This is a genomic window from Flagellimonas sp. 389 (genome assembly GCF_018449435.1).
In the GTDB taxonomy this organism is placed as follows: domain Bacteria; phylum Bacteroidota; class Bacteroidia; order Flavobacteriales; family Flavobacteriaceae; genus Flagellimonas.
The window spans coordinates 57,791-80,321 of the sequence record NZ_JAHCMU010000012.1 but is presented as its reverse complement, the minus strand read 5'-3'; the positions used below and the strand labels follow the sequence as shown (position 1 = coordinate 80,321).

Below are 22,531 nucleotides of genomic sequence, written 5' to 3'. Positions count from 1 at the left end.
GGCGTTTAACTGAATTGAGCAGCTACCTTTTCTGCTTTTCTTGACGCTGCGTAATCGTAAAATCCTTCACCAGATTTAACACCCAATTTTCCTGCCATAACCATATTGACCAATAGGGGACATGGCGCATACTTGGGATTCTTAAAACCATCGTACATCACATTAAGAATGGATAGACATACATCCAATCCAATAAAATCTGCTAGTTGCAATGGCCCCATGGGGTGTGCCATACCCAGTTTCATTACAGTGTCGATTTCCTGTACTCCCGCTACACCATTATATAGCGTTTCAATGGCTTCGTTGATCATGGGCATAAGGATTCTATTGGCAACAAAACCGGGATAATCGTTAACCTCTGTTGGGGTTTTGCCCAAATCGGAGGATAGTTTCATAATAGTTTCCGTCACTTCATTTGAAGTGCTATAACCTCTAATGATTTCAACCAACTTCATGATTGGTACCGGATTCATAAAATGCATTCCAATGACTTTGTCGGGTCGTTGCGTTACAGCGGCAATCTGGGTAATCGAAATGGAAGAAGTATTTGTGGCAAGGATTGTTGCTTCGTCACAAATTGCATCTAAATCCTTAAAAATCTGAAGCTTGATATTTAGATTTTCTGTGGCCGCTTCTACAACCAAATTAGTCTCGGCAACACCTTCCTTTAAATCCGTGAAGGTTGAAATGTTTCCCAATGTATTTTCTTTGTCCTGTTCTGTAATGGATGTTTTGGCAACCATACGGTCCAGGTTTTTGGTGATCGTTGCCAATCCCTTATCCAAGGAAGGTTGTGCAATATCAATAAGATGTACTTGGAATCCATTTTGGGCAAAAACGTGGGCGATTCCATTTCCCATGGTACCCGCACCAATAACTGCTATTTTTTTCATTTTCTATTTTGGGATTATGTCATTCTTGATTTCCTTCGACAGGCTCAGGATGACAATCAAACAGATTGTAAATTATTTTTTAAACGATTCTATGATTTGTAGGGCTACTTGCAACGCCCGAGTTCCGTCTTTTAGGGTTACAACAGGTTCGGTACTGTTGTTTATGGCATCTGCAAAAGTTTCCAGTTCGTCCTTAATGGCATTGTTGGGTTCAACATCTGGATTTTCAAAATAAATCTGCTTTTTTTCTCCTTCGGCATTTTGTAGTACCATATCAAAATCACCTGGTTTCTCGGGTGCATCTTTCATTTTTACCACTTCGACCTTCTTTTCCAAAAAGTCTACGGAAATGTAAGCATCCCGTTGAAAGAAGCGTGATTTACGCATATTTTTCAAAGAAATCCTACTGGATGTCAGATTGGCAACACAGCCATTTTCAAATTCAATTCGTGCATTGGCAATATCCGGCGATTTACTGATTACGGAAACTCCGCTTGCATTGATTTGTTTTACTTCGGAGTTTACAACGCTCAAAATAGCATCAATATCGTGAATCATTAAGTCCAGTACTACCGGAACATCGGTTCCTCTGGGATTGAATTCTGCCAACCGATGGGTTTCAATGAACATTGGGTTTTCAATCTTGTCCTTTACGGCTAAAAATGCGGGATTAAAACGCTCTACATGGCCTACCTGTCCCATTACGGAATGCTGTTCGGTGAGCTTCAGAAGTTCTTCAGCTTCTTCTAATGTATTTGTAATAGGTTTTTCGATAAAAATATGCCTTCCCTTTTCTATGGCCTTTTTTGCACATTCAAAATGGGAAAGGGTAGGGGTGACAATATCAATTACCTCGACAGCATCGATCAGTGTGTTGATGTTTTCAAAATAGGTGTATCCAAACTCATCGGCTACTTTTTTGGCATTGATTTCATCCGGGTCATGAAAACCAACAAGTTCATATTTATCGGATTCATTTAAGAGCCTAAGGTGAATCTTACCCAAATGTCCTGCACCGAGAACACCAACTTTTAACATACCTGCTGTTTTTGTCAAAAATAAGGATATGCCGTCACTCTTCCATAAAAATAAGAGCCCAACTATCCATAAAATTAGTGGAGAACTTTTTAAATTCGTGTACCAGACCAAAAACATGAAGGATACATTAAAGCATAGGGGTATGCGCAATAAGTTGGCAGAAGTATTGTCTGCCAAAGGAATACAGGATCCAAAAGTTCTAGAAGCTATAAAAACCATACCACGTCACCTTTTTTTGGATAGTGGTTTTGAGGACCATGCGTACCAGGATAAAGCTTTTCCAATTGGTGCCGAACAGACAATTTCCCAGCCGTATACAGTGGCATTTCAAACAGAGTTGTTACAAATTAAACCAAACGATTCCATTCTGGAAATAGGAACGGGAAGTGGCTATCAAACCGCGGTATTACTTCATCTTCGGGCAAAGGTTTTTACTATTGAACGACAACAGGAACTTTTCAAGAAAACCAAATTGTTCTTTTCTAAAATGGGTTATCGACCACGAAAGGTCATTTTTGGTGATGGTTATAAAGGCTTGCCTCAAGAGGCACCCTTTAACGGAATCATTGTTACCGCAGGAGCTCCTGAAGTACCAAAAGCGTTGCTGTCACAACTGAAAGTAGACGGACGTTTAGTGATTCCGGTAGGAATTGAAGAACAAATAATGACCCTTTATACTCGAAAATCTGAAAAAGAATTTGAAAAACAGGAATTGGGTTCTTTTCGATTTGTACCGCTTTTAGAAAACAAAAACTAAATCGTTCTTAGTTATTGAAGCTCTTTTTTATTCTGGATAAATCTCTTTTGTTGTCCCTGTCCTTAATGGTTTCACGCTTGTCGTAAAGCTTTTTACCCTTGGCCAGACCTATATTTACCTTGGCCAAGCCCTTATCGTTAATGAAAAGGTTAAGTGGGATTATAGTAAGTCCGGATGTAGTGACTTCTTTTCTAAGCTTCTTTAGTTCTCTTTTGTTCAAGAGTAATTTACGTTCGGCCTTGGGTTTATGGTTATAATAACCACCGTGGCTATATTCATCTATCTGCATATTGATGACAAAAAGCTCTCCTTTTTCATTGAACTCGCAGAAGCTTTGAGAAACTGAAGCTTTGCCCAAGCGAATGGATTTTATTTCCGTACCACCTAGCATAATCCCTGCTGTAAAAGTGTCCAGAATTTCATAATCGAACCTAGCTCGCTTATTTTTTATGTTGATGTTTTTCTGCATCATGGGCAAAAATAGGAACTCTTATTAAAAGAAAATTGTAATGTTGTGCTTGATTTTACGATTATATAGAAAAACCAACCAGATGAAAAGATTTTTTGTGTCGACTTTAGTGCTTTTAGCCTTGGCTTGTAAGGAGAAGCCCAAGACTAGCCTCACAGTTCAAGAGATAGTGGATAAGTCCATCTTGGATAGTGGTGGCAAGCACTATATTAATCATAATACTTCATTTTTCTTCAGAAACAGACAATACATTTCTGAAAGCTCGAACGGAGAAAAAGTGTTGAAACGCATTTCTTTTCTAGATTCAATAACAATTACAGATGTGAAGACTACTTCTAGTTTCAAACGATACGTAAACGATACTTTAGTTAGTCTATCGGATTCTATAGCAAATCGGTATTCAAATTCTGTTAACTCTGTACACTATTTTACTCGATTACCTTTTGGTTTAAATGACAAGGCTGTAAAAAAAGAGCTTCTTGGGGAAGAAATCATAAAAGGTAAAAACCATTACAAAGTTAAGGTCACATTTGCCCAAAACGGCGGGGGGGACGATTTTGATGACGTTTATGTGTACTGGTTCAATAAAAAAACATTCAAGCCAAGCTATTTAGCATACGATTTTCATGTAAATGGCGGAGGGCAACGTTTTAGGGAAGCTTACAATGAGCGTTATGTTAACGGAATCCGTTTTGTGGATTACAACAACTTTAAGTCCAAATCAAAAGAGACATCCATCCTTGATATCGCGCAGTTGTTTGAAAAAGGTGAACTGGAATTGCTTTCTAAAATAGAGATTTTGGAGTTGGAAGTGACTCCGAACTAATCCATTTTTAATCGGATATCTGTAGCTACACTATCAATAATTCTGACGATAAACAGACTGCTATTATCATCATCTTCCATTTGATTATATTTTTCGGAGCCTAGCATTTTGTTTACAAAATCTGGAGTCGTATTGCTATGACCTACTACTAAAACATTGAGTCCTTCATTAGAACTTTTAAATGCGTTGATTTCGAGAGTGGAAGGGTCGTAATACTTGATTTCAATATCTTTTTTTACCGATGTGGGTGCAGCGGTCATTTCCGTTCTTAGCAGATTGGTTGAGTATATGGCGTCTATTTGTATTGGATCAAAAACCTCGGCCCATCGTATCGCCCTTCCCAATCCATCTTGATTCAGTTCTGGATTTTTATTTTCTGGGTCTGTTCTATCTTTCTCGGAATGCCGTATGAAATAATAGGTTGAGATTACAGGTTCGGTAGCTTCTCCTGTATCTTTTTCTGAGGTATCGCAACTTGCGAATCCTATTAGTAGTACTGTAATAGCAATCAAATATTTGATTGTCTTCATAGTTTATGGTTTTAATATCTTCTTTATTTTCTTAAAGAAGGCTCATGTAAAACATGATTATTTCTTTATTTCCTTTTGCACTAAATGCTCTAAATAGGCAATAGTGTTTACCAGGTATTTTCTGTCTCTTGTCATAGTGGACATCGCAACTGCCCCCTGTATCATTGTAAACAGTTGTTTAGAAAATTGAAGCGGAGGAACCGGTAAGTGGATCTCTCCATTTTTTACTCCATTTTCCAATACCAATGCTATTTTCCCCTCAATTTCTCTTATGGTTTCCTTTACCGCTGCAGCGAGGAGACTATTGTTGTTTTGCGCATCGACCCCTACATTAAGGATGGTGCATCCACCAAATGGCAGTGTAAAAACATCATACTGACGATAAAAACGTAAAAGTGAAAAGATTTTTTCCAGAGCACTACCTTCTATGTTCAATTTTTCATCGAGTATTTCCAAAAGATGATTTCTATTGTACTCAAAAGCTGATAGTGCAAGTGCTTCTTTATTTTCAAAATTCCCATAAATAGCACCTTTGGTAAGGCCTGTGGCTTCGGTAAGATCGCTCATACTAGTACCAACGTACCCAAATTTGTTAAAAATAGGTGCTACGGTCTCTATGATGTATGCCGTGGTTCTTTCTGCTTTTTTGGACATGGTATCTGGGCTAGGTTTGGCCATAGCTAAGATATAAAAAAGATATACTGTATGGTATTTTTAAAAAGGAAAAGCCCTTACTTTTAACAAAATAAGGGCTTAACTGTTCAAAAACTAAATTATTCGACTAGCTCATTCTGATTTCTAAACACTAATTGGTCATCAAAAGAATCCAGAAGAACTATACTTTCTGATCTTATATTTCCTGCAAGAAGTTCTTTAGATAGTTTATTGAGTACTTCCTTTTGTATCAGCCGTTTTACTGGTCTTGCGCCAAATTGAGGCTCGTACCCTTTTTTGGCCAAGTAATCTATTGCTTCCTCCGTGGCATCCATGGTAATATGTTGTTTGGAAATCATTTTTTTCAACTGTTCCAACTGTAGTCTTACAATTTCCTTGATGTTGGATTTATCCAAAGGTGTAAACATGATGATATCATCTATTCTGTTTAAAAACTCGGGGCGAATAGTTTTTCGCAATAATCCCATAACCTCGATTCTTGCAGCACTCGTAGCGCTTTCTACATCGATGACATTTTCAAACTTTTCCTGAATAATTTGACTCCCCATATTACTTGTCATAATGATAATCGAGTTCTTGAAATCGGCTACACGACCTTTATTGTCCGTTAACCTTCCTTCGTCCAAGACTTGAAGCAGAATGTTGAACGTGTCAGGATGTGCTTTTTCAATTTCATCCAAGAGCACTACCGAATACGGTCTTCTCCGAACAGCCTCGGTCAGTTGGCCACCTTCATCATAGCCAACATATCCTGGAGGAGCCCCGACCAATCTGCTCACCGAGTGCCTTTCTTGATATTCGCTCATGTCTATTCTTGTAATGGCATTTTCATCATCGAACAGATAGGCGGCAAGTGTCTTTGCCAGTTCAGTTTTTCCAACACCGGTATTCCCAAGAAACAAGAATGAACCAATGGGCTTTTTAGCGTCCTGCAAACCAGCTCTACTTCGTCTTATGGCATCGGATACGGCAACAATAGCCTCTTCTTGCCCTACGACCCGCTTATGCAGCACATCTTCCAATTGTAAAAGCTTCTCACGCTCACTTTGCATCATTTTTGTGACAGGAATCCCCGTCCATTTAGCAACTACTTCGGCAATATCTTCGTTGGTAACCTCTTCTTTAATAAGTGTGCCCGCACTTTGTTGACTGGCCAGTTCGTCCTGTAACTTTTCAAGATTTTCTTGGGATTCCTTTATTTTTCCGTAGCGTAGTTCAGCTACTTTTCCGTAATCTCCATTACGCTCTGCACGCTCGGCCTCCAATTTAAAGTTTTCAATATCTTGTTTCGTTTTTTGAATATTGTCCACCACGGTTTTCTCGCTTTCCCATTTGGCAAAAATCTCGTTGCGTTCTTCTTTTAGGTTGGCAAGTTCTAAATTTAGGCTTTGAAGCTTTACTTTATCATTTTCACGTTTAATGGCTTCAATTTCTATTTCCAATTGCATGATCCGCCTATCGAGTACATCCAGTTCCTCCGGTTTGGAATTGATTTCCATCCTTAATTTTGATGCGGCTTCGTCCATTAGATCAATAGCTTTATCCGGTAGAAAACGGTTGGTAATATAACGTTGTGAAAGCTCTACGGCCGAAATTACCGCTTCATCCTTGATACGGACTTTATGATGTGCCTCATATTTTTCCTTTATTCCACGTAAAATGGATATGGCACTTTCCGTATCTGGTTCATCGATTACCACTTTTTGAAACCTTCGTTCCAAGGCTTTATCTTTCTCAAAATATTTTTGATACTCGTCAAGTGTGGTTGCTCCAATGGCTCTTAGCTCGCCTCTTGCCAAAGCAGGTTTTAAAATGTTAGCGGCATCCATGGCTCCTTGGCCTCCACCAGCACCTACAAGCGTGTGTATCTCATCAATAAAAAGAACAATATCCCCGTCTGAAGAGGTTACTTCTTTGATAACCGATTTAAGTCTTTCCTCAAACTCCCCTTTGTATTTGGCGCCGGCTATTAGCGCGCCCATATCCAAAGAGTAAATATTTTTATCCTTTAGATTTTCTGGAATATCGCCTTGTACGATTCTATGTGCCAAACCTTCCGCTATGGCAGTTTTACCAACACCGGGTTCTCCTACCAGCATGGGATTATTCTTTGTTCTCCTTGAAAGAATTTGTAAAACCCTGCGTATTTCTTCGTCTCTGCCTATAACAGGGTCTAGCTTACCACTATCTGCAAGTTGATTTAGGTTTTTAGCATATTTATCCAAAGAATTATAGGTGTCCTCAGCACTTTGTGAAGTTACTTTCCCTCCCTTTCTTAATTCTTGGATAGCAGCCTTCAAGTCTTTTTCGGTAACGCCCTGATCTTTCAAAATTTGGGCGATTTTACTTTTGGACTTAAAAATCGCCAATAAAATATGTTCGATAGAGACATATTCATCCCCTTCTTTTTTTGCAATGATACTGGCTTCGTTCAATGATTTTCCAGCACTGTTCGAAAGCATGATGTCGCCTCCCGATACTTTGGGGAAACTTTCAAGTTCTTTTTCCAAAATTTCATTGATCAACGATATGTTGACGTTCAGTTTTTTTAAAATGAATGGTAGAACATTTTCATCGACCTCGGCCATGGCCTTAAAAAGATGCTCATTTTCTATTTGTTGATGTCCAAGTCCTTGAGCAATCTGTTGTGCTTGCTGTATGGCTTCCTGTGATTTTATAGTGAAATTGTTAAAGTTCATTTTCTTACGTTTTCTTCTAACTGTTCAACAATCTTACCATTATCAAAAACAGTCAAAATGTCGCTAAAAACCTACAATGAAGAGACATTTCGTCAGTTTTGTAAAGTTTTTGTACTTATTCGACTTAACTAGTAAATTTGTATCATGGGAATATTTGGAAGTGTATTTGGAAAGAAAGAAGAGTCGGTAAAGCAGGATAAAAAGATTCCCTGGATACCTTTAGTATCCGTTGAACAACTGAATGACATTGAAACAAAATCCAAAGAGATTCCTCAACTTATTTTCAAGCATTCCACTACTTGTGGTATTAGCAGAATGGTGTTGAACATGTTCACTGATTCTTATGCGTTAGATGATAAAGTTGACCTTTATTTTCTGGATTTGCATGCGCATCGTGATGTATCCAATGAAGTTGCATCCAAGTTTCAGGTGATGCACCAATCACCTCAACTATTGATTGTTAAAAATGGTGAGGTGTGCTTTCATACATCACATGGCGCAATTACAGATACTGACTTAGCACAATTCGTTTAGAACCATACTCGCAATTTTGTTTTTTTGCTAGACGCTAGACGCTAGACGCTAGACGCTAGACGCTAGACGCTAGACGCTAGACGCTAGACGCTTAGTTGAACTGATTTCGGCTAATAATAGCCTTCAGCCGCTGTTTGAGGTCTTCGCCAGCATCGTATACCATTTGTTCGTTACTGGGAAATGCAATGGCCCTAATTTCTAGAAGTGGAATCAAATCAGTATCCAAGGCTCTTTTGTCTCCTTTGTAATTTGCGTAGATGTTCTCAAAAATGAACTCGCTGGATAGCGGATACGAATTTATTTCCTGACCACTGGCCAAGTCGGTAAAACTGACTTTAGCTCCAATTTGGGCCGCCTTAAATTGGGTGAATTGGTAAAAATTACATTTTACCGTTCGGAACTTATCTACTTTTATTCGGTTTCCTAAACTGTCTTTTACCGCATTTCCTTTTTGGTCCAACAAGTATTCGAAACCATCTTTAATCTGCTTTTCCTTTATGATTTGTTTCTCATTCACTTGTTCTGGAGATATATTTATTTCCATGAAGTTGAGATTCAAAGCGTAGTCATATTTTATATTTGAAAGCGGGTTGGAATGATATTCCGTCCAAAAATCATCAATACCAAAAGTGTTGAAATCCAATAATTCCTGCTCTAATCGCTCTGGAATTATTTGCTCGGTATCGTTATTTATATCGACCCGCACATATTCCAGCCCTTTTCTATAGGCCTCGTTCATTTTAGAGACTGTTTCCCTATAGTTGGGATTGATGTCCTCTAAATATTTTAACTCATTATAGGCCGTTCTATAGTCTTGCTTGTTGGTTGCATTACCTAAAAGGGTAGAGGCACTGGCATACAAATGTTCTGATAATTTGTCTTTGGTGCTCAGAATGCGTGCATCGTAATTAATGAATTGAAAAGAAGCTTCTCTACCTTGATCTTTTATAAATAGTGGTAACAGAGGTCTTACTCTTTGTTGTACTTGTTTCAATTGCAAATATTTATTGTAGATAGCTTCAAGGTTGGCAGGGTTGCCGTCTTTTTGTAGAAAAGCAATTTGCTCCTCTTCTCGCTCAATATTTTTTGCAAAAGCATCCTCTAACAAAAGAATAAATGGTTGATGCCCCTTTTTATTTTTGTTAGTCGTTAAGTTTTTTATAGCTGTTTCTATAGCGGCACCATAATCTCCACTGTTTAAATTCTTTTGGGTCTTCTTTACACCGCCGCAGGCTGCAAGCAATGTAAACGTGCTAATAAGTAGTATTTTTTTCATGGTTTTTGGTTTAATGGGTTATTGTATGGTTTTCAACAGCCGTGCCAAAAAGCCATAATATGTTAACGAAAAAGGATAAACGGTAGTATACTATCGGTAAAATACATTTTAATATGCATTATCCGTTATAGTTTGAAATGTATTCTTCATTGTTAATTGTTGTTTGATAAAATCAATTTCTCCAACAATTTTTTTCGATTTAGTTAGGTATTGTATTCGTAATTTTACCACTTCTTAAAATAGAGGCAAATGCAAAGAGACCAAGAGATTTTTGAACTTATAGCACAAGAAAAAGAACGTCAGATAGAGGGATTGGAACTTATAGCATCCGAAAACTTTACTAGCCCCCAGGTTATGGAGGCTGCAGGTTCGGTTCTGACGAATAAGTACGCTGAAGGTTATCCTGGAAAACGTTATTATGGTGGTTGTGAAGTAGTCGATGAAGTTGAAACACTTGCTATAGAACGAGCAAAGAGCCTCTTTGGAGCAGTTTATGCAAATGTCCAGCCTCATTCGGGTTCTCAAGCGAACGCTGCGGTCTATCATGCCTGTTTAAAGCCAGGTGATACAATTTTGGGCTTTGATCTATCTCATGGTGGTCACTTGACCCATGGATCACCAGTAAATTTTTCTGGAAGGCTATATCGTCCTGTCTTTTATGGGGTAGATGAGGAAACTGGAACATTGAATTATGATAGGATTCAAGAGATTGCAACCAAAGAAAAGCCTAAAATGATTATTGCGGGTGCCTCTGCATATTCCCGCGATATGGATTTTAAAAGATTTAGGCAAATAGCGGATAGTGTGGATGCAATCTTACTAGCGGACATTTCACATCCTTCCGGATTGATTGCAAAGGGTATTTTAAATGATCCTATCCCGCATTGTCATATCGTTACGACCACTACCCATAAAACATTAAGGGGACCTAGGGGCGGATTGATATTGATGGGAGAAAATTTTGAAAACCCATTTGGTATAAGGCTAAAAAATGGAAACCTACGCAAGATGTCCGGGTTGTTGGACTTGGCGGTATTTCCGGGAAATCAAGGTGGGCCTTTGGAACATATTATTGCTGCTAAGGCAATTGCCTTCGGAGAAGCACTTTCTGATGACTTTTTGCATTATACATTACAGGTTAAAAAAAATGCCGAAGCCATGGCCAAAGCTTTTATGGAAAGAGATTACAAAGTTATCTCTGGTGGAACGGACAACCACATGATGTTGATCGATCTTCGGAATAAAAAAATTACGGGCAAAGATGCGGAAAGGGCTTTGGAACTTGCGGCAATTACCGCGAATAAAAATATGGTGCCGTTTGATGATCAATCGCCCTTTATTACATCTGGTATCCGATTTGGAACTCCAGCTATAACCACGCGCGGACTAAAAGAGCCTGATATGGAAACTATAGTAAGTCTTATAGATGATGTAATTACGAATGCAGAAGATCAAACGAATCTTTTGCAGACGAAGCAGAAGGTAAATGACCTTATGAAATCCCGTCCATTGTTCAATGGGTAGGGAGTATATGAAATTATACTTGTTTTGTGTGTCCGGCTGGTTTTAGAAATATAAATTTCAAAAAAATCAATCTAAAAAGAAGAAATCTTCCTTATGCAATAATTGCTTGGATTTAAGACTGTAGATAACAACATCGTGTTGTTTGTCATTTTCAAAATAAAGACCCCAGTAGTCAAAGTAATTTTTATCCAATTCAAAAGTACTTTTCATTTTATCCTCGAAAACGGGAACAAAAATTTCATAAGGCATATCAGTAAGACCCTTGGTAAAGTGAACAAAATGTTCACTTACTTTGGAGATAATCTCGCCAAGTTTCTCTGGGATACTGTATTGATAGATTTTCGCGATAATAATAGAAGTGTCCCTAAAATGCAGTGAGATTTCTGCAATATCTATTTCGTTGTTATTAGCTATACTTAGGTTGTTAAAGGCAGTATCAAAAGAAGATGAAATAGCAGTATCTTTTTTGTCTACAGAAAAACCTCCCCAAGTACCATTATTAAAATTATGGAGGGTCTCGGTTAATCCAAAATTGCAGTAGAGGTCAAAAATTAAACTTGTTTTTTCTTTATCTGCGTGGTATTGACATTTCACCCTGGCATTGGCAAAAAAATCTTTTTCAAGGACTTTGACAAAATCGTCCAACCCTTCGACAGACTCAAAAGTCCTGACCCGTCGGGCATTAAAATTAGAGGCAGCTTTTTTTTGGAATGGCATAGTCAGTATTTTTCAGCTTTGAACTAAATCAAAGTTAAAGCGAATCTTTTTTTTTGGATTGAAGGAAAACCTTAAAAATTCTGGGGTTTTTCCATAATTTTTAGCTTTTATGAAGAAAAAACTAACAAAAAAGAGTCCAAAAACTGTAAGATACCATTAGTACGATAGCTGTAAACTATATAAAGCCCCTGTTTTTTGCAGCAAGTATTAGAGCTAGATCATTCTCATTTTCGGTGCCAAAAAGTGACTTTAAATGGCGTTTTCTGTTCTCTATGGATGAGGGTGATAATCTAATATGATTTTCTAAATCCTTGTTTTTGGTGCCGATGGATAGATGGTACAATATTTTTTTATCCTTTTCGTCCAAACTAATATCATTGGTCATTTTTTTTCTAATGGCAGAAAGTGCTTTAGAGGAGTAGTAGGGAGGGTTTAATGTAATTGTCTTGACTGCATCCTCCAAGGTTTTTGGGTCTATATCCGTTTTAACTAAATATCCATCTGGGTCAACGGATTTTAAAATACTGTTTATTCTGTAATTGTCGCTGAAAGAAGACATAAACGCAATCTTTGTCTCTGGTACCAGCCTGCGTGCCAAAACGCCCAAATCTTCACCTGTATGCGGTTGATCTTCATTGGGAGGAAAAAGCTGAACATCAAGAAATAGAATATCGTATTTAAAGGAGTTTACGGAATCTTCGATTAGCTTTCTGCCCATTTCGTAGGTGTTGGCCGTATCTACAATTATGCTATGTCCTTCAAAAACAATACGTTCAAGGATAAATTTGTATCCGAGCATTGTCATTTCATGATCGTCAATGGCTAATATGCGAAGTGTTTTCATTGCTATCGCGTTTAAGTTGAAATTACGTCTATATTATTTGAGCGCTGCCTAGAATATCTTCTGGGTTTTCCTGTTGAATATAATTATTTGGCAAAAGTACGATTATAGTCGTTCCTTCATTCTTTTTGGTCTTAATATCTAATTTACCTTCTACTTTTTTGACTCTTGATGTAATGTTCCTCAAACCGATACCACGCTTCCCTTTACTTAAATCAAAACCAACTCCATCATCTTTTACCATCAATTTTAAGTGTTCGCCCTCTAGATCGAAAATGATTTCAACATTTTCACATTTTGCATGTTTTACACAATTTTGAAGCGATTCCTGTACAATTCTATAGGCGTTTATTTTTATATCACCTTCCAAATCATCCCAATCCACATTATCATCATATGTAAAAGAACAAGAAATCCCTGAAGATTGACTTATCGTGTTTATCATGTCTTCCAGAGATACAATAAAGTTATAAAATTTTTGATAAGAAGCGTTACTCAGCTCATGTGAAATAGTCCTTATTTCTTCTTCCGAATCTCGTAATTTTTCTATCAGTTCTGCACGTTGTAATACTGAAGCTTCATCATTTTTTTCATTTAATCCACTAAGAATCAACCTTACTCCCAGCATTTGACCTAGAATTCCGTCGTGTAGCTCTTCAGATATACGTTTTTGTTCCAATTGTTTTCCTTCTTCGAATTTTCCTTGTTGTGAAAGCATAAGATTATAGATTTCTTGATTGCTCTCCTGTTGTTTCTGCTGAAATTTGAGTTTATTATTGTTGATACGTTGTAAGATAATAGTGAATACGGCAGCTCCAAAAAGTAAAAGTGAAATTACAACACCTATCCATATTTGCTTTTGACGGGACAATACCTCATTTTTTTGGATAACTTCATCGGTTTCCAATCGTATTCTTGCGAACTTGTCTCTAATTACACGTTCCTCGTCTTTTATCTTTTCGCTAAGTTTGTAATACTCATCGGAATAGGCGACCGCATTTTTACTGTCCAATTTGGTCAATATCTTAAGTACTTCTAGGTATCTGTCGTTATTGCTTGTAAGCTGTGCAATGTCTTTTGACTCTTTGGCGTACTTTGTGGCATTTATAGTATCTCCTTCCGCCGCCAATAATTCAGCATAATACTGTTTCGTTCTCGCTTGGATTGATGAAAAACCTAGGCTGTCATTTAATTGTATTGCATTATCGAGTAATGATTTCGCTTCGGAAAAGTCATTTTCACTTTTAAATATTGAATATGCCTTGCCTACAAGAACAAGGGACTTCGTTTGAGGTTCTGAATTTAGATTTTCGTCTTTGAGTAATTGGGTATATGCGGTTTTAGCTTTTTCATAATTTTCACTTCTCAAATAGGCACTGGCAATGTTATTTTTATTATATAATAAATATGCAAACCTATTGGAAGATTTGATTTTTTTTAGGTTGGTTTCTGCTTTTTCATAATATTCTAGGGCTTTTTCATAATTATTCATTCCATTCGCAATAATACCAAGCATATTGTTACAATTATATATCCTAGTGTAATCTTCTAAATCGACAAAAATTGTCAGGGCTGATGTTATACTGGTTTCTGCTCCCAAATAATCCTTAAATGAATCTTGGATTTGACCCATACTATACAACATTCTTCCCTTGGTTGAACTAGATTCAGGACTATAGGGCAACTTGTTAAAGCTTTTATAAGCAGTTCTGTAGTGAAAGTAAGCACTATCCAATAAACCGTAGGACTTATAAAAAGACGCCAAATCCCAATGGGAATTTCCAAGTGTTGTATAAATTTTCTTTGCCTCAGATGCTTCCAGTACCTTTTGATTAATTTGCCTAAACTTTAAAGAGTCTTTAAGGTTTTTATAGATTAATGATACTTCGGAAAGGTATTTTAATTGTACTGTGTCATTAGAAATATTGGCAATTTCATATTCAGCATCTTGTAACATTTTCTTCTTCTCTGAAATTGGTAAATGCGTACTATCTTTTACAATTTTGATTAAACTTTCAGTATCTGCATTTATACTGGCTATATCTGTATTAGTATGCTTATTCAATTCCGTGCAACTATTAACCAGATAAAACAATAAAACAACTTGATATATTCTTTTAAATCTCATCTGAGGTAGCTAGAGTTCTTTCTTTTAATACAAGGTAATAAAAAAGCCCTAAACCAATTTGGTTTGGGGCTTTTTTGATTTTATACTTATTAAAATATATTCTATAATGTAAACTGATATAAGATTTATTAATTTCCTCTATCATCGTTGGGAGAAATCTCACCGTCCGTACCTTGTATTTCAACCTCCAAAGTCTCAAACAAACTTTCAGTTTCTTGAACATCAGTTTCAGTTTCACAAGAATAGATTCCAAGAGTCATAACGGCGATAGCAAATAAGCGTAATGTTTTTTTCATAACTGTATGTATTTTAGTTTAGGAGTTAAATATGGCTGCAAGATATTTAGAGCCTAAGGGGTGAGCTCCAGTGGAACAACTATTTTAGTATTTATAGTTGTTCTGCGAGAATTATATTGGAAACTGTAAGAATTTTGTTAATTAACGGATTTTAACGCCGTTTTGGAGAGCATTTCTTTTAAGGAGTCTACCTTGTCCTTATAGGTCTTGGAAAATGGCAATTCCTCCTTGCCCATACTTTTAAGTGTACACATGGATTTGCCATAGTTGATACGTGATACGTACCTACTGTTCAAAATATAACTCTGGTGGACGCGAATAAAACTTTCGGGTAGGCGATCTTCAAAAGATTTTAATGTTTTAAAAGCACTGACCACGTTCCCATCTTTCATAAAGAAATCTGTGGTATTGTTATCTGATTTTAGATACAGAATTTCATTGGTATCTAAATAGCGGTAATCGTTATATGATTTTAAACAAATTGTGGATGGGAATTGTTGTTTTGTAGATAACTTGCGAAGACGCATAACGGTCTTTCTAATGTCGAACTCATTATGGGGTAGAATCCAATAATCAAAAAAACCACTTTTAATGGCATTGAAAGCATATTTTTTCGATGTGGAGAAACCAATGATTATAGGTAATGTTGGCATATATTGGTTCAATTCCGTAACCATTTGAAAATGTGACATCCCATCGGTCTCATTAAGGTTGATAAGAACGATGTCCGGAGTAAACTTTAAAATTGTATTTAAACCTTCAGAGGAATCCTTGGCCGTAGAGGCACATACAAAATCTCCATACTCTTGAAGATAGAGCTGTAACTGCAATTTTGAAGTTGCATCCGAGTCTATTATGGTGTAGGTATAGTCCATACGTAAATTACTGATTGCAAGTTACTAACGCAAAAAAAGAACTCATTGCAGTTTTACCTTAAAAAAAGTATGGATTTTCCTTAAATTGAAGGATTTTTCGCTATCGATTCCTAATTTTTTCTTAAAAATTAATTGTCCGGAGTATTTTCATAAGCTCCAATGTCTGGATTTGGTGCTCTTTCAACTCCCAATATGTCAATTAAGATTGGTGGGGAAAGGTTGGGTTCTGCCACATCAATAGCAGCTGAATTATTGCCAATCTGAAATTGATTTTCAAATGGTCTTGTAAAATCAGAATCCCCGTTGAGGATTACATTTTGGTATAAATCAATATCTTCAAAGTTGAACAACGGATTACCTTCAAACCTGTTACTGGTATCGTTAAATTTTAGCAGACAATTCTTAAGGCCAAAGTTAAAGTCGGCATTATCGTTTCTTTGTACTAAAAATGCTATAGATTGATTTGAGTCTATGATACAGTTTGTGAAATCAGCACTTTCCAAATTTTGCGTAATCGTTTCCCCATTTGTTAAAGAGGCTGCATTATCCAACAAAAGTGCCGTTCCGCTTCCAGGTCCACTGCTCCAAAAATTGGCAAGCGTACAATGTACAAAGCTATATGTTCCACCAAGATCAACATATAACGAACTATTGGCAGAGTTACCCAAAACAGTGTTTTCTGCTATGATATATGCCGAGGAGGCCCAAAGGTTATGGTTTGAACTATTGTAAACCTGAGTATTTTTGAGGATAAGGGTAGGGGATATTTGGGATTCCTCACCCTCCACACGTAAACCAATGGTGGCATTTTTAATGGTAAGATGGCTTATTATATTGTTTGCGCTTCCTTCCCTTAACCAAATAGTGCCCCATTGTCCAGATATATTGGCGTATGATGGTTCCAGTCGGTCCCCTTCGAAGATAACCTCGTTTTCCAGTATTTCTTGATCTTCGCTCAAAAGGCCATTTACATTTAGGGTCGCACCTTCACTTATCAAGATACCAGAATTAGTATGAAAATGAACACGAGCACCGGCATCGATTATGAGGTTCTCATTTTCGGGCACAGCTGCATAGCCGTATATAACATATGGTTTTTCATTGGAAAACTGCAGTTGTTCCGGTTCTAAAAAAAAACCTTCCACCCTTATTTCTTCTCCATCATCATCAAGCCCCAGTACAAGGGTTTCCTTAGTACCATCCGACTGTGTATTGGGATATAAAAAAACTGCATCTTTTATTAAGGTCACTAGTTCAACCCGTTGCCTTTCGTCTCCCGTACCAAAAAATAAAGCTTCCGTATACAGGAATTCATTTTCTGGAGTTTGTGCAATATCAAAGGTTGTTTCTATAAACACAAAAAGACTATCCTTTGCAAGTAACGGAACATTGTTAAATTCTTTTCCAGCCTGTCCATCAACATTAAGTCTATAACTACTTTCTTGGCCGCTTTCGAGCCCTATAAATGGAATTAGAATATCTTGATTACTTCTGTTGTAAACTTTTAGGGAATAGGTACTACTTCCAATATTTGTGAAAATGGTATCTAAAAAAATAGTGTCCTTGGAAAATTCCAAATTACCGGAACTTGGTGGGTAATCAAAATCTTCGCGGCAAGAGCCCCAAGAAATCGTAAGGATAATACCTAGTACGATGATAAACGATTTTAAGTGCCAACGGTTCACGTATTGTTAAATAGATTTTGTACAGATTCTGGAATACGTTTGGGACGAAATGTTTCGGCATCTAACAGACACCATTCTGTAGCAGCATTAACGAGCAGGTGCCCCGTTGTATTGTTCCGTATCTCAACCACTCTTACAGATATTGGTCCTTTAGTCTTTGCAATATGGGTGGTAATGATGATTTCCTCGCCTAACAACGCAGGTTTCGCATAGGTAATATTATGATTTTTAACTACCCAGATCATAGTTTCCCGAATTTCTTGGGTAGTTGCTTTGAACCAATGCTTACGCGAAATTTCTTGTATCCATTCCACATAACGGATATTGTTCACATGGTCAAGGTCATCTAAATCTTGCTGGACTACGTTAAAGATTTCCTTGTACTTGTGCATTAATTCTTTTTGCGAATTTTCACTTCAAAAAGCTTGTCCCAGTTTTTACCCGTTACGAAAAACGTATTTCTTTCTTTATGGTACGCCACGCCGTTCAGTACAGAATTGCCATCATCCCACTCCGGTCCCTTGTTCACTTTATTTTTTAACCCTCCAAAATTAATGACACCTTCGATGGCCCCGGAAGTAGCATCAATGATCATCATGCTTTCTTTTTGGTATACATTGGCATATAGCTTTCCATCTAAATACTCTAGTTCGTTGGCCATGTTAAAAATGGATTTGTTGGTAACCGTTTCAATATAGCCCTGTTCTTTTAGTGTTGAAGGATCTAGAAACCATATTTTTTCCGTTCCGTCACTTTTAAACAGTTTTTCACCATCATTGCAAAGACCCCAGCCCTCACGACTTTCGCCATAACTGAAGTTTTTGATTTTTTCAAGATTATCTGGGTTGTACACATATCCAATTCCGCTTTGCCACGTAAGCTGATAGAGCTTGTCATTTAAAATGGTAATCCCTTCTCCGAAAACGGTCTTGTCCAAATCTATTTTTTGTAGTACTGCACCAGTCTCATAATTTATTTTACGCAAGGTAGATGCTCCTTTTTTACCGGTACTTTCATAAAGAACACCTTTGTTGAATTCTAATCCTTGCGTATATGCCTTAGGATCGTGGGGATAGGTGTTTAAAATTTCGTAGGTATAGACTTCTGGTGGGTTTGGCGCTAACACCTTGATTCTTTTCTCTATTTCAACGGATTTTTCCCCAAGATTGAATTTAGCTACCAGTACTTTGTTTCCCAGTGTGGGGATGTCCAATTTTAGCTTTCCATTTGTAGTGGGAAATTCTTTTCCATCAATATAATAATGGATATCGGATATCTCCTTATCCTTTTTATTACTTAATGCAATTCCTATTTCTTGCTTTTGCTGAAACTTGTTTTTATTTCCTTCTAATTGAATATCAAAGAGTTTAGTGGGGTCTTCGTTGCCACCACACCCAAGAAAGAAAAATAGAAATCCAAAAATTGAAAATAGCTTTGCCATCATTCCTTTAAAATGTTTCATTTTTTATGCACTTGACCATCGAAATTAAGAATGTAATATGATTGTAACAAATTTAAAAGATCGTATATTTGCCATTGGCAAGTCCTACACGACCAGCTCCTGCAAAATCCCCCAGGGTGGGAACGCAGCAAGGGTATGCGGTCGTAGCGGTGCGATGTAGGTAGCTTGCCTTTTTTTGTTCCCTGAATTCAGTGGTCTACAAGCTTTTACGACCTTAAACTATCTACCATGAAAAGCAAAGTTGTTCTAATAACGGGTGGTTCCTCAGGTATAGGAAAATCAATAGGAACCTATCTAACCTCTAAAGGTTTTATTGTTTATGGAACAACCAGAAATACAAAAAACTATCCTGATCTTGATGCTTTTGAATTACTGCAAATGGACGTGAAAATTCCGGAGAGCATTGATGTAGCAGTTTCCCATATTATTTTGAAGGAAGGACGATTGGATATTCTTATAAACAACGCTGGTGTTGGAATAACAGGACCAATTGAAGAAACACCCCATGAAGAGATTCTAAATGTTTTTGATATCAATTTTCATGGCCCTATCCGCATGATAAAAGCCGTCTTGCCACAAATGCGAAAGCAGGGTGGGGGAAAAATTATCAATATTACCTCTATCGCTGGCTATATGGGGCTTCCTTATCGAGGTTTTTATTCTGCTGCTAAAGGAGCGCTTGGTATATTGACGGAGGCAATGCGAATGGAGGTCAAAGATTTCAATGTGACCATCACTAACTTGGCTCCAGGCGATTTTGCCACAAATATCGCATCTGGAAGATACCACGTTCCAGTTACAGAAGATTCCGTATACCAACATAAGTATCAAAAAAGTTTGGATCTTATGAACGAGCATGTGGATTCTGGAGGGGATCCAAAACTTGTGGCTGAAAAAGTGTATAAAATCATACAGCAAAGAAGACCAAAAATTCATTATACAGTTGGTGAGCTTATGCAACGGGTTTCACTTTTCCTGAAGAAAATTTTACCGGATAAAGTATATGAAAGGCTACTGTTGAACCATTATAAATTGTAGTTTTATAGACACTTATCCTAAGCATTAATTTAAAAGAACAAATAATGAAATTTTTTATTGATACCGCTAACTTGGACCAAATTTCCGAAGCACAACAACTTGGAGTTTTAGATGGTGTAACCACCAATCCATCATTGATGGCAAAAGAAGGAATTACCGGTAAGGAAAGCATTTTAAAGCACTATGTGGATATTTGTACCATCGTTGATGGAGATGTATCTGCCGAAGTAGTAGCTACGGATTTTGACGGAATGGTCAAGGAAGGGGAAGAGCTTGCCAAACTGCACGAACAGATTGTTGTTAAGGTACCCATGATCAAAGATGGTGTTAAGGCGTTAAAATATTTTTCAGATAAAGGCATTAGAACAAATTGTACACTGGTATTTTCCCCAGGACAGGCATTATTGGCTGCCAAAGCTGGAGCAACATATGTTTCACCATTTCTAGGACGGCTTGATGATATCTCTACCGATGGCCTAAACCTTATTGCAGAAATACGCCTTATTTACGACAATTATGGATTTGAAACCCAGATATTAGCGGCTTCCATAAGACACACGATGCACGTAATCGATTGTGCAAAAATTGGTGCCGATGTTATGACAGGACCGCTCTCATCTATCGAAGGACTTTTAAAGCACCCATTGACCGATATTGGTTTAGAAAAATTCTTAGCGGATTATCGTAAAGGCAATAGTTAAGCCTACAATTATTTGATAGGCAAAAAATTAAAAGGGTTCCATTTGTGGAACCTTTTTGTGTTAGAAGGAGGTGGTGTATAAATTGGCAAACGCATCCACAATCAAAGTGTCTTTGGTGATAACGCACTTGTTCAGACCATCTATCATCATGGCAGTCTGTATCTCTTTAAAATCTGCTCCATGAAATTGGTTCTTGGGGTCAAGGTTATTTTCTTTTACAAGACTTACCCACTGTGAATGATTTGTTCTTAAATTGATGCCGACAAAACGATATTCGGGATGCTTCTTTTTAAGTCTAGAAACGTGCCTTGTGACATTCCTAAAATGTCTCTTTTGTGAAGCTGTCCAAAAATAAAAAACAGTTTTTTTCTTCTTGCTGATATCTCTTAGGTAAACACTGTTGCTGTCAATATCGGTGATATCCAAATTTGGAAGAATACTGTTCGGTTGCAAGTTTTGAATTCCATCATACAAGTCTACAATTTCCTCTTTATGCATATCATTGCTGGAAAGTGATTGAAACTTATCTAAAAAGATTTTACTCTCCTTACTGGAGCTATGTTCTTTAAGAAGATAGTCCATAGCAATGTTCCGCAACAAAATATCTCTTAGGTCCGTTTCTTTTACCAAACTATCGACTAATTTTAACTTGTGCTTATTATGGTGAAGATGTTTACTGGATGATTCTGATTGAGTACCACAGCTTTTCAAGCAGGACATATATGCAAGATTTCCAAAGTGGTACTTCATAAAATCAAAATAAGGCCTAAAATAAGCCAGGTCCTTACTGTTAAGATCAATGTCTTTTCTGTAGTCGTAAAACGCACCGGTTAAATCGTGTATGGTTTCCTCACCGGTTCTTTTCTTATGGTAAAAAGGATATTTCTCCTTATAGACAAAACTATTGTAGTCTATAGAGGCCTTGCCCATGGCCAAAACCTTTTCAGATAGTTCATTGTCCGTGGCCAGTTCCTCTAGGTAAGTAACCTTCTGTAACCGTAATGAATCAATCTTTTCATTGAAGGCTATTGGGTCCAACTTATAATATTTGTAAACTAAAGGCTCCTCTTTTTCATGGGCAAGAAATATTTCTAAGAGAAAATTGTTTATTTCACTGCCCTTACCAGAAAAGACCAAAGATTCGTCAAACTCCAAAGTATTTAAGCGCACAACAATACTGTCGCCTTCCTCTATAAATAAATATTGGCGTTCTGGACTGTGGTCAAAATGATAGAGTCCTTCTTCGATTTCTTGTAGATTAAAAGAAAATCTGTTGCCTTCATCCAACGCTACGGAATCTACAATATCATTGTTTCTATAAAGTACTATAAAATCACTTGTAGGATTTACAATTTCTCCTCCAAAGTATACCGAAGAGGCATCTTTCGATTTTTGGGAACATGACAAAATTGAAAGAAAGGAGAGATATAGTAAAAATCTTATCATACAACGTGAACCAATTAGGGTTACCAAACAAAATTAAGGATACAGGAAAGCCATCTTTGTTAATAGCTAGTTAAATGTTGTAAAACCTTGTTTTTGTGCAATTTAATAATATGTCTTTAAA

At 37.1% G+C, this 22,531-nt stretch carries 22 protein-coding genes and 1 other RNA gene; 7 read left to right on the top strand and 16 right to left on the bottom strand.

What is annotated here, in order from left to right; genetic code table 11:
- Nucleotides 1–5 precede the first annotated feature (5 nt).
- On the bottom strand, nucleotides 6–893 hold the full coding sequence (locus tag KIM67_RS11730; RefSeq protein ID WP_163418655.1) for a 3-hydroxyacyl-CoA dehydrogenase family protein: 888 nt from the start codon (nucleotides 891–893) through the stop codon (nucleotides 6–8).
- Between the two features lie 72 nt (nucleotides 894–965).
- The gene (locus tag KIM67_RS11725) at nucleotides 966–1,931 is read right to left on the bottom strand and encodes a Gfo/Idh/MocA family protein (protein ID WP_213831573.1); all 966 of its coding nucleotides are present in this window, start codon (nucleotides 1,929–1,931) and stop codon (nucleotides 966–968) included.
- A 115-nt stretch (nucleotides 1,932–2,046) separates the two neighbouring features.
- On the opposite strand from KIM67_RS11725, the gene KIM67_RS11720 reads away from it, so the two are divergent.
- Nucleotides 2,047–2,688 carry a protein-L-isoaspartate(D-aspartate) O-methyltransferase gene (locus KIM67_RS11720; RefSeq protein WP_213831697.1) on the top strand — a complete coding sequence of 214 codons (642 nt, stop codon included), beginning with the start codon at nucleotides 2,047–2,049 and terminating at the stop codon, nucleotides 2,686–2,688.
- Between the two features lie 7 nt (nucleotides 2,689–2,695).
- Here KIM67_RS11720 and smpB read toward each other — a convergent pair whose 3' ends face one another.
- A complete protein-coding gene (gene smpB, locus KIM67_RS11715) occupies nucleotides 2,696–3,157 on the bottom strand; it encodes an SsrA-binding protein SmpB (RefSeq protein ID WP_213831695.1) in 462 nt (153 codons plus the stop codon).
- An 82-nt stretch (nucleotides 3,158–3,239) separates the two neighbouring features.
- On the opposite strand from smpB, the gene KIM67_RS11710 reads away from it, so the two are divergent.
- Nucleotides 3,240–3,983, top strand: coding sequence for a DUF6503 family protein (locus KIM67_RS11710; protein WP_213831571.1), 744 nt, complete (start codon nucleotides 3,240–3,242; stop codon nucleotides 3,981–3,983).
- Here the strand turns inward: KIM67_RS11710 and KIM67_RS11705 are convergent.
- The 3 genes from KIM67_RS11705 to clpB form a co-directional block, all read right to left on the bottom strand.
- A complete protein-coding gene (locus KIM67_RS11705; protein ID WP_213831569.1) occupies nucleotides 3,980–4,513 on the bottom strand; it encodes a histidine phosphatase family protein in 534 nt (177 codons plus the stop codon). The genes KIM67_RS11710 and KIM67_RS11705 overlap by 4 nt on opposite strands.
- A 57-nt stretch (nucleotides 4,514–4,570) precedes the next feature.
- Entirely contained in the window at nucleotides 4,571–5,167 is a 597-nt protein-coding gene (locus KIM67_RS11700) for a TetR/AcrR family transcriptional regulator (protein ID WP_213831693.1), read from the bottom strand.
- A gap of 119 nt (nucleotides 5,168–5,286) precedes the next feature.
- The gene (clpB, locus tag KIM67_RS11695) at nucleotides 5,287–7,887 is read right to left on the bottom strand and encodes an ATP-dependent chaperone ClpB (RefSeq protein ID WP_213831567.1); all 2,601 of its coding nucleotides are present in this window, start codon (nucleotides 7,885–7,887) and stop codon (nucleotides 5,287–5,289) included.
- 144 nt (nucleotides 7,888–8,031) lie between these two features.
- Here clpB and ytxJ point away from each other — a divergent pair, with 144 nt between their 5' ends.
- The gene (ytxJ, locus tag KIM67_RS11690; protein WP_213831565.1) at nucleotides 8,032–8,421 is read left to right on the top strand and encodes a bacillithiol system redox-active protein YtxJ; all 390 of its coding nucleotides are present in this window, start codon (nucleotides 8,032–8,034) and stop codon (nucleotides 8,419–8,421) included.
- A gap of 91 nt (nucleotides 8,422–8,512) precedes the next feature.
- On the opposite strand, the gene KIM67_RS11685 is transcribed toward ytxJ, so the two are convergent.
- Nucleotides 8,513–9,697: a hypothetical protein gene (locus KIM67_RS11685; RefSeq protein ID WP_213831563.1), complete on the bottom strand. Its 1,185-nt coding sequence runs from the start codon at nucleotides 9,695–9,697 to the stop codon at nucleotides 8,513–8,515.
- A 249-nt stretch (nucleotides 9,698–9,946) separates the two neighbouring features.
- On the opposite strand from KIM67_RS11685, the gene glyA reads away from it, so the two are divergent.
- The gene (gene glyA / locus KIM67_RS11680; RefSeq protein ID WP_213831561.1) at nucleotides 9,947–11,221 is read left to right on the top strand and encodes a serine hydroxymethyltransferase; all 1,275 of its coding nucleotides are present in this window, start codon (nucleotides 9,947–9,949) and stop codon (nucleotides 11,219–11,221) included.
- A 66-nt stretch (nucleotides 11,222–11,287) separates the two neighbouring features.
- Here glyA and KIM67_RS11675 read toward each other — a convergent pair whose 3' ends face one another.
- The 8 genes from KIM67_RS11675 to KIM67_RS11640 form a co-directional block, all read right to left on the bottom strand.
- Nucleotides 11,288–11,938 (bottom strand): hypothetical protein, encoded by a 651-nt coding sequence (locus KIM67_RS11675; protein ID WP_213831560.1) that lies wholly within the window; start codon nucleotides 11,936–11,938, stop codon nucleotides 11,288–11,290.
- 175 nt (nucleotides 11,939–12,113) lie between these two features.
- Entirely contained in the window at nucleotides 12,114–12,782 is a 669-nt protein-coding gene (locus tag KIM67_RS11670; protein ID WP_213831559.1) for a histidine kinase, read from the bottom strand.
- 28 nt (nucleotides 12,783–12,810) lie between these two features.
- Entirely contained in the window at nucleotides 12,811–14,844 is a 2,034-nt protein-coding gene (locus KIM67_RS11665; protein WP_213831557.1) for a sensor histidine kinase, read from the bottom strand.
- 191 nt (nucleotides 14,845–15,035) lie between these two features.
- Nucleotides 15,036–15,203: a hypothetical protein gene (locus KIM67_RS11660; protein WP_213831555.1), complete on the bottom strand. Its 168-nt coding sequence runs from the start codon at nucleotides 15,201–15,203 to the stop codon at nucleotides 15,036–15,038.
- Nucleotides 15,204–15,340: 137 nt separating this feature from the next.
- The gene (locus tag KIM67_RS11655) at nucleotides 15,341–16,078 is read right to left on the bottom strand and encodes a LytTR family DNA-binding domain-containing protein (protein ID WP_213831553.1); all 738 of its coding nucleotides are present in this window, start codon (nucleotides 16,076–16,078) and stop codon (nucleotides 15,341–15,343) included.
- Between the two features lie 128 nt (nucleotides 16,079–16,206).
- Nucleotides 16,207–17,763 (bottom strand): hypothetical protein, encoded by a 1,557-nt coding sequence (locus KIM67_RS11650; protein ID WP_298869066.1) that lies wholly within the window; start codon nucleotides 17,761–17,763, stop codon nucleotides 16,207–16,209.
- The gene (locus KIM67_RS11645; protein ID WP_213831551.1) at nucleotides 17,760–18,155 is read right to left on the bottom strand and encodes a thioesterase family protein; all 396 of its coding nucleotides are present in this window, start codon (nucleotides 18,153–18,155) and stop codon (nucleotides 17,760–17,762) included. Before KIM67_RS11645 ends, KIM67_RS11650 begins: the two co-directional genes overlap by 4 nt.
- Nucleotides 18,155–19,225, bottom strand: a complete 1,071-nt coding sequence (locus KIM67_RS11640) for a glutaminyl-peptide cyclotransferase (RefSeq protein WP_250149244.1) — start codon at nucleotides 19,223–19,225, stop codon at nucleotides 18,155–18,157. The genes KIM67_RS11645 and KIM67_RS11640 overlap by 1 nt, the downstream gene beginning before the upstream one ends.
- Before the next feature lie 75 nt (nucleotides 19,226–19,300).
- Here KIM67_RS11640 and ffs point away from each other — a divergent pair.
- The 3 genes from ffs (at nucleotide 19,301) to fsa (ending at nucleotide 20,964) form a co-directional block, all read left to right on the top strand.
- Nucleotides 19,301–19,399, top strand: an RNA gene (gene ffs, locus KIM67_RS11635) — signal recognition particle sRNA small type.
- Between the two features lie 54 nt (nucleotides 19,400–19,453).
- Complete coding sequence (locus KIM67_RS11630) at nucleotides 19,454–20,263, top strand: SDR family oxidoreductase (RefSeq protein ID WP_213831549.1); 810 nt, start codon at nucleotides 19,454–19,456, stop codon at nucleotides 20,261–20,263.
- 44 nt (nucleotides 20,264–20,307) lie between these two features.
- Nucleotides 20,308–20,964: a fructose-6-phosphate aldolase gene (gene fsa, locus KIM67_RS11625; RefSeq protein ID WP_213831547.1), complete on the top strand. Its 657-nt coding sequence runs from the start codon at nucleotides 20,308–20,310 to the stop codon at nucleotides 20,962–20,964.
- Between the two features lie 60 nt (nucleotides 20,965–21,024).
- Here fsa and KIM67_RS11620 read toward each other — a convergent pair whose 3' ends face one another.
- Entirely contained in the window at nucleotides 21,025–22,410 is a 1,386-nt protein-coding gene (locus KIM67_RS11620) for a transaldolase (protein WP_213831545.1), read from the bottom strand.
- Nucleotides 22,411–22,531: the final 121 nt, after the last annotated feature.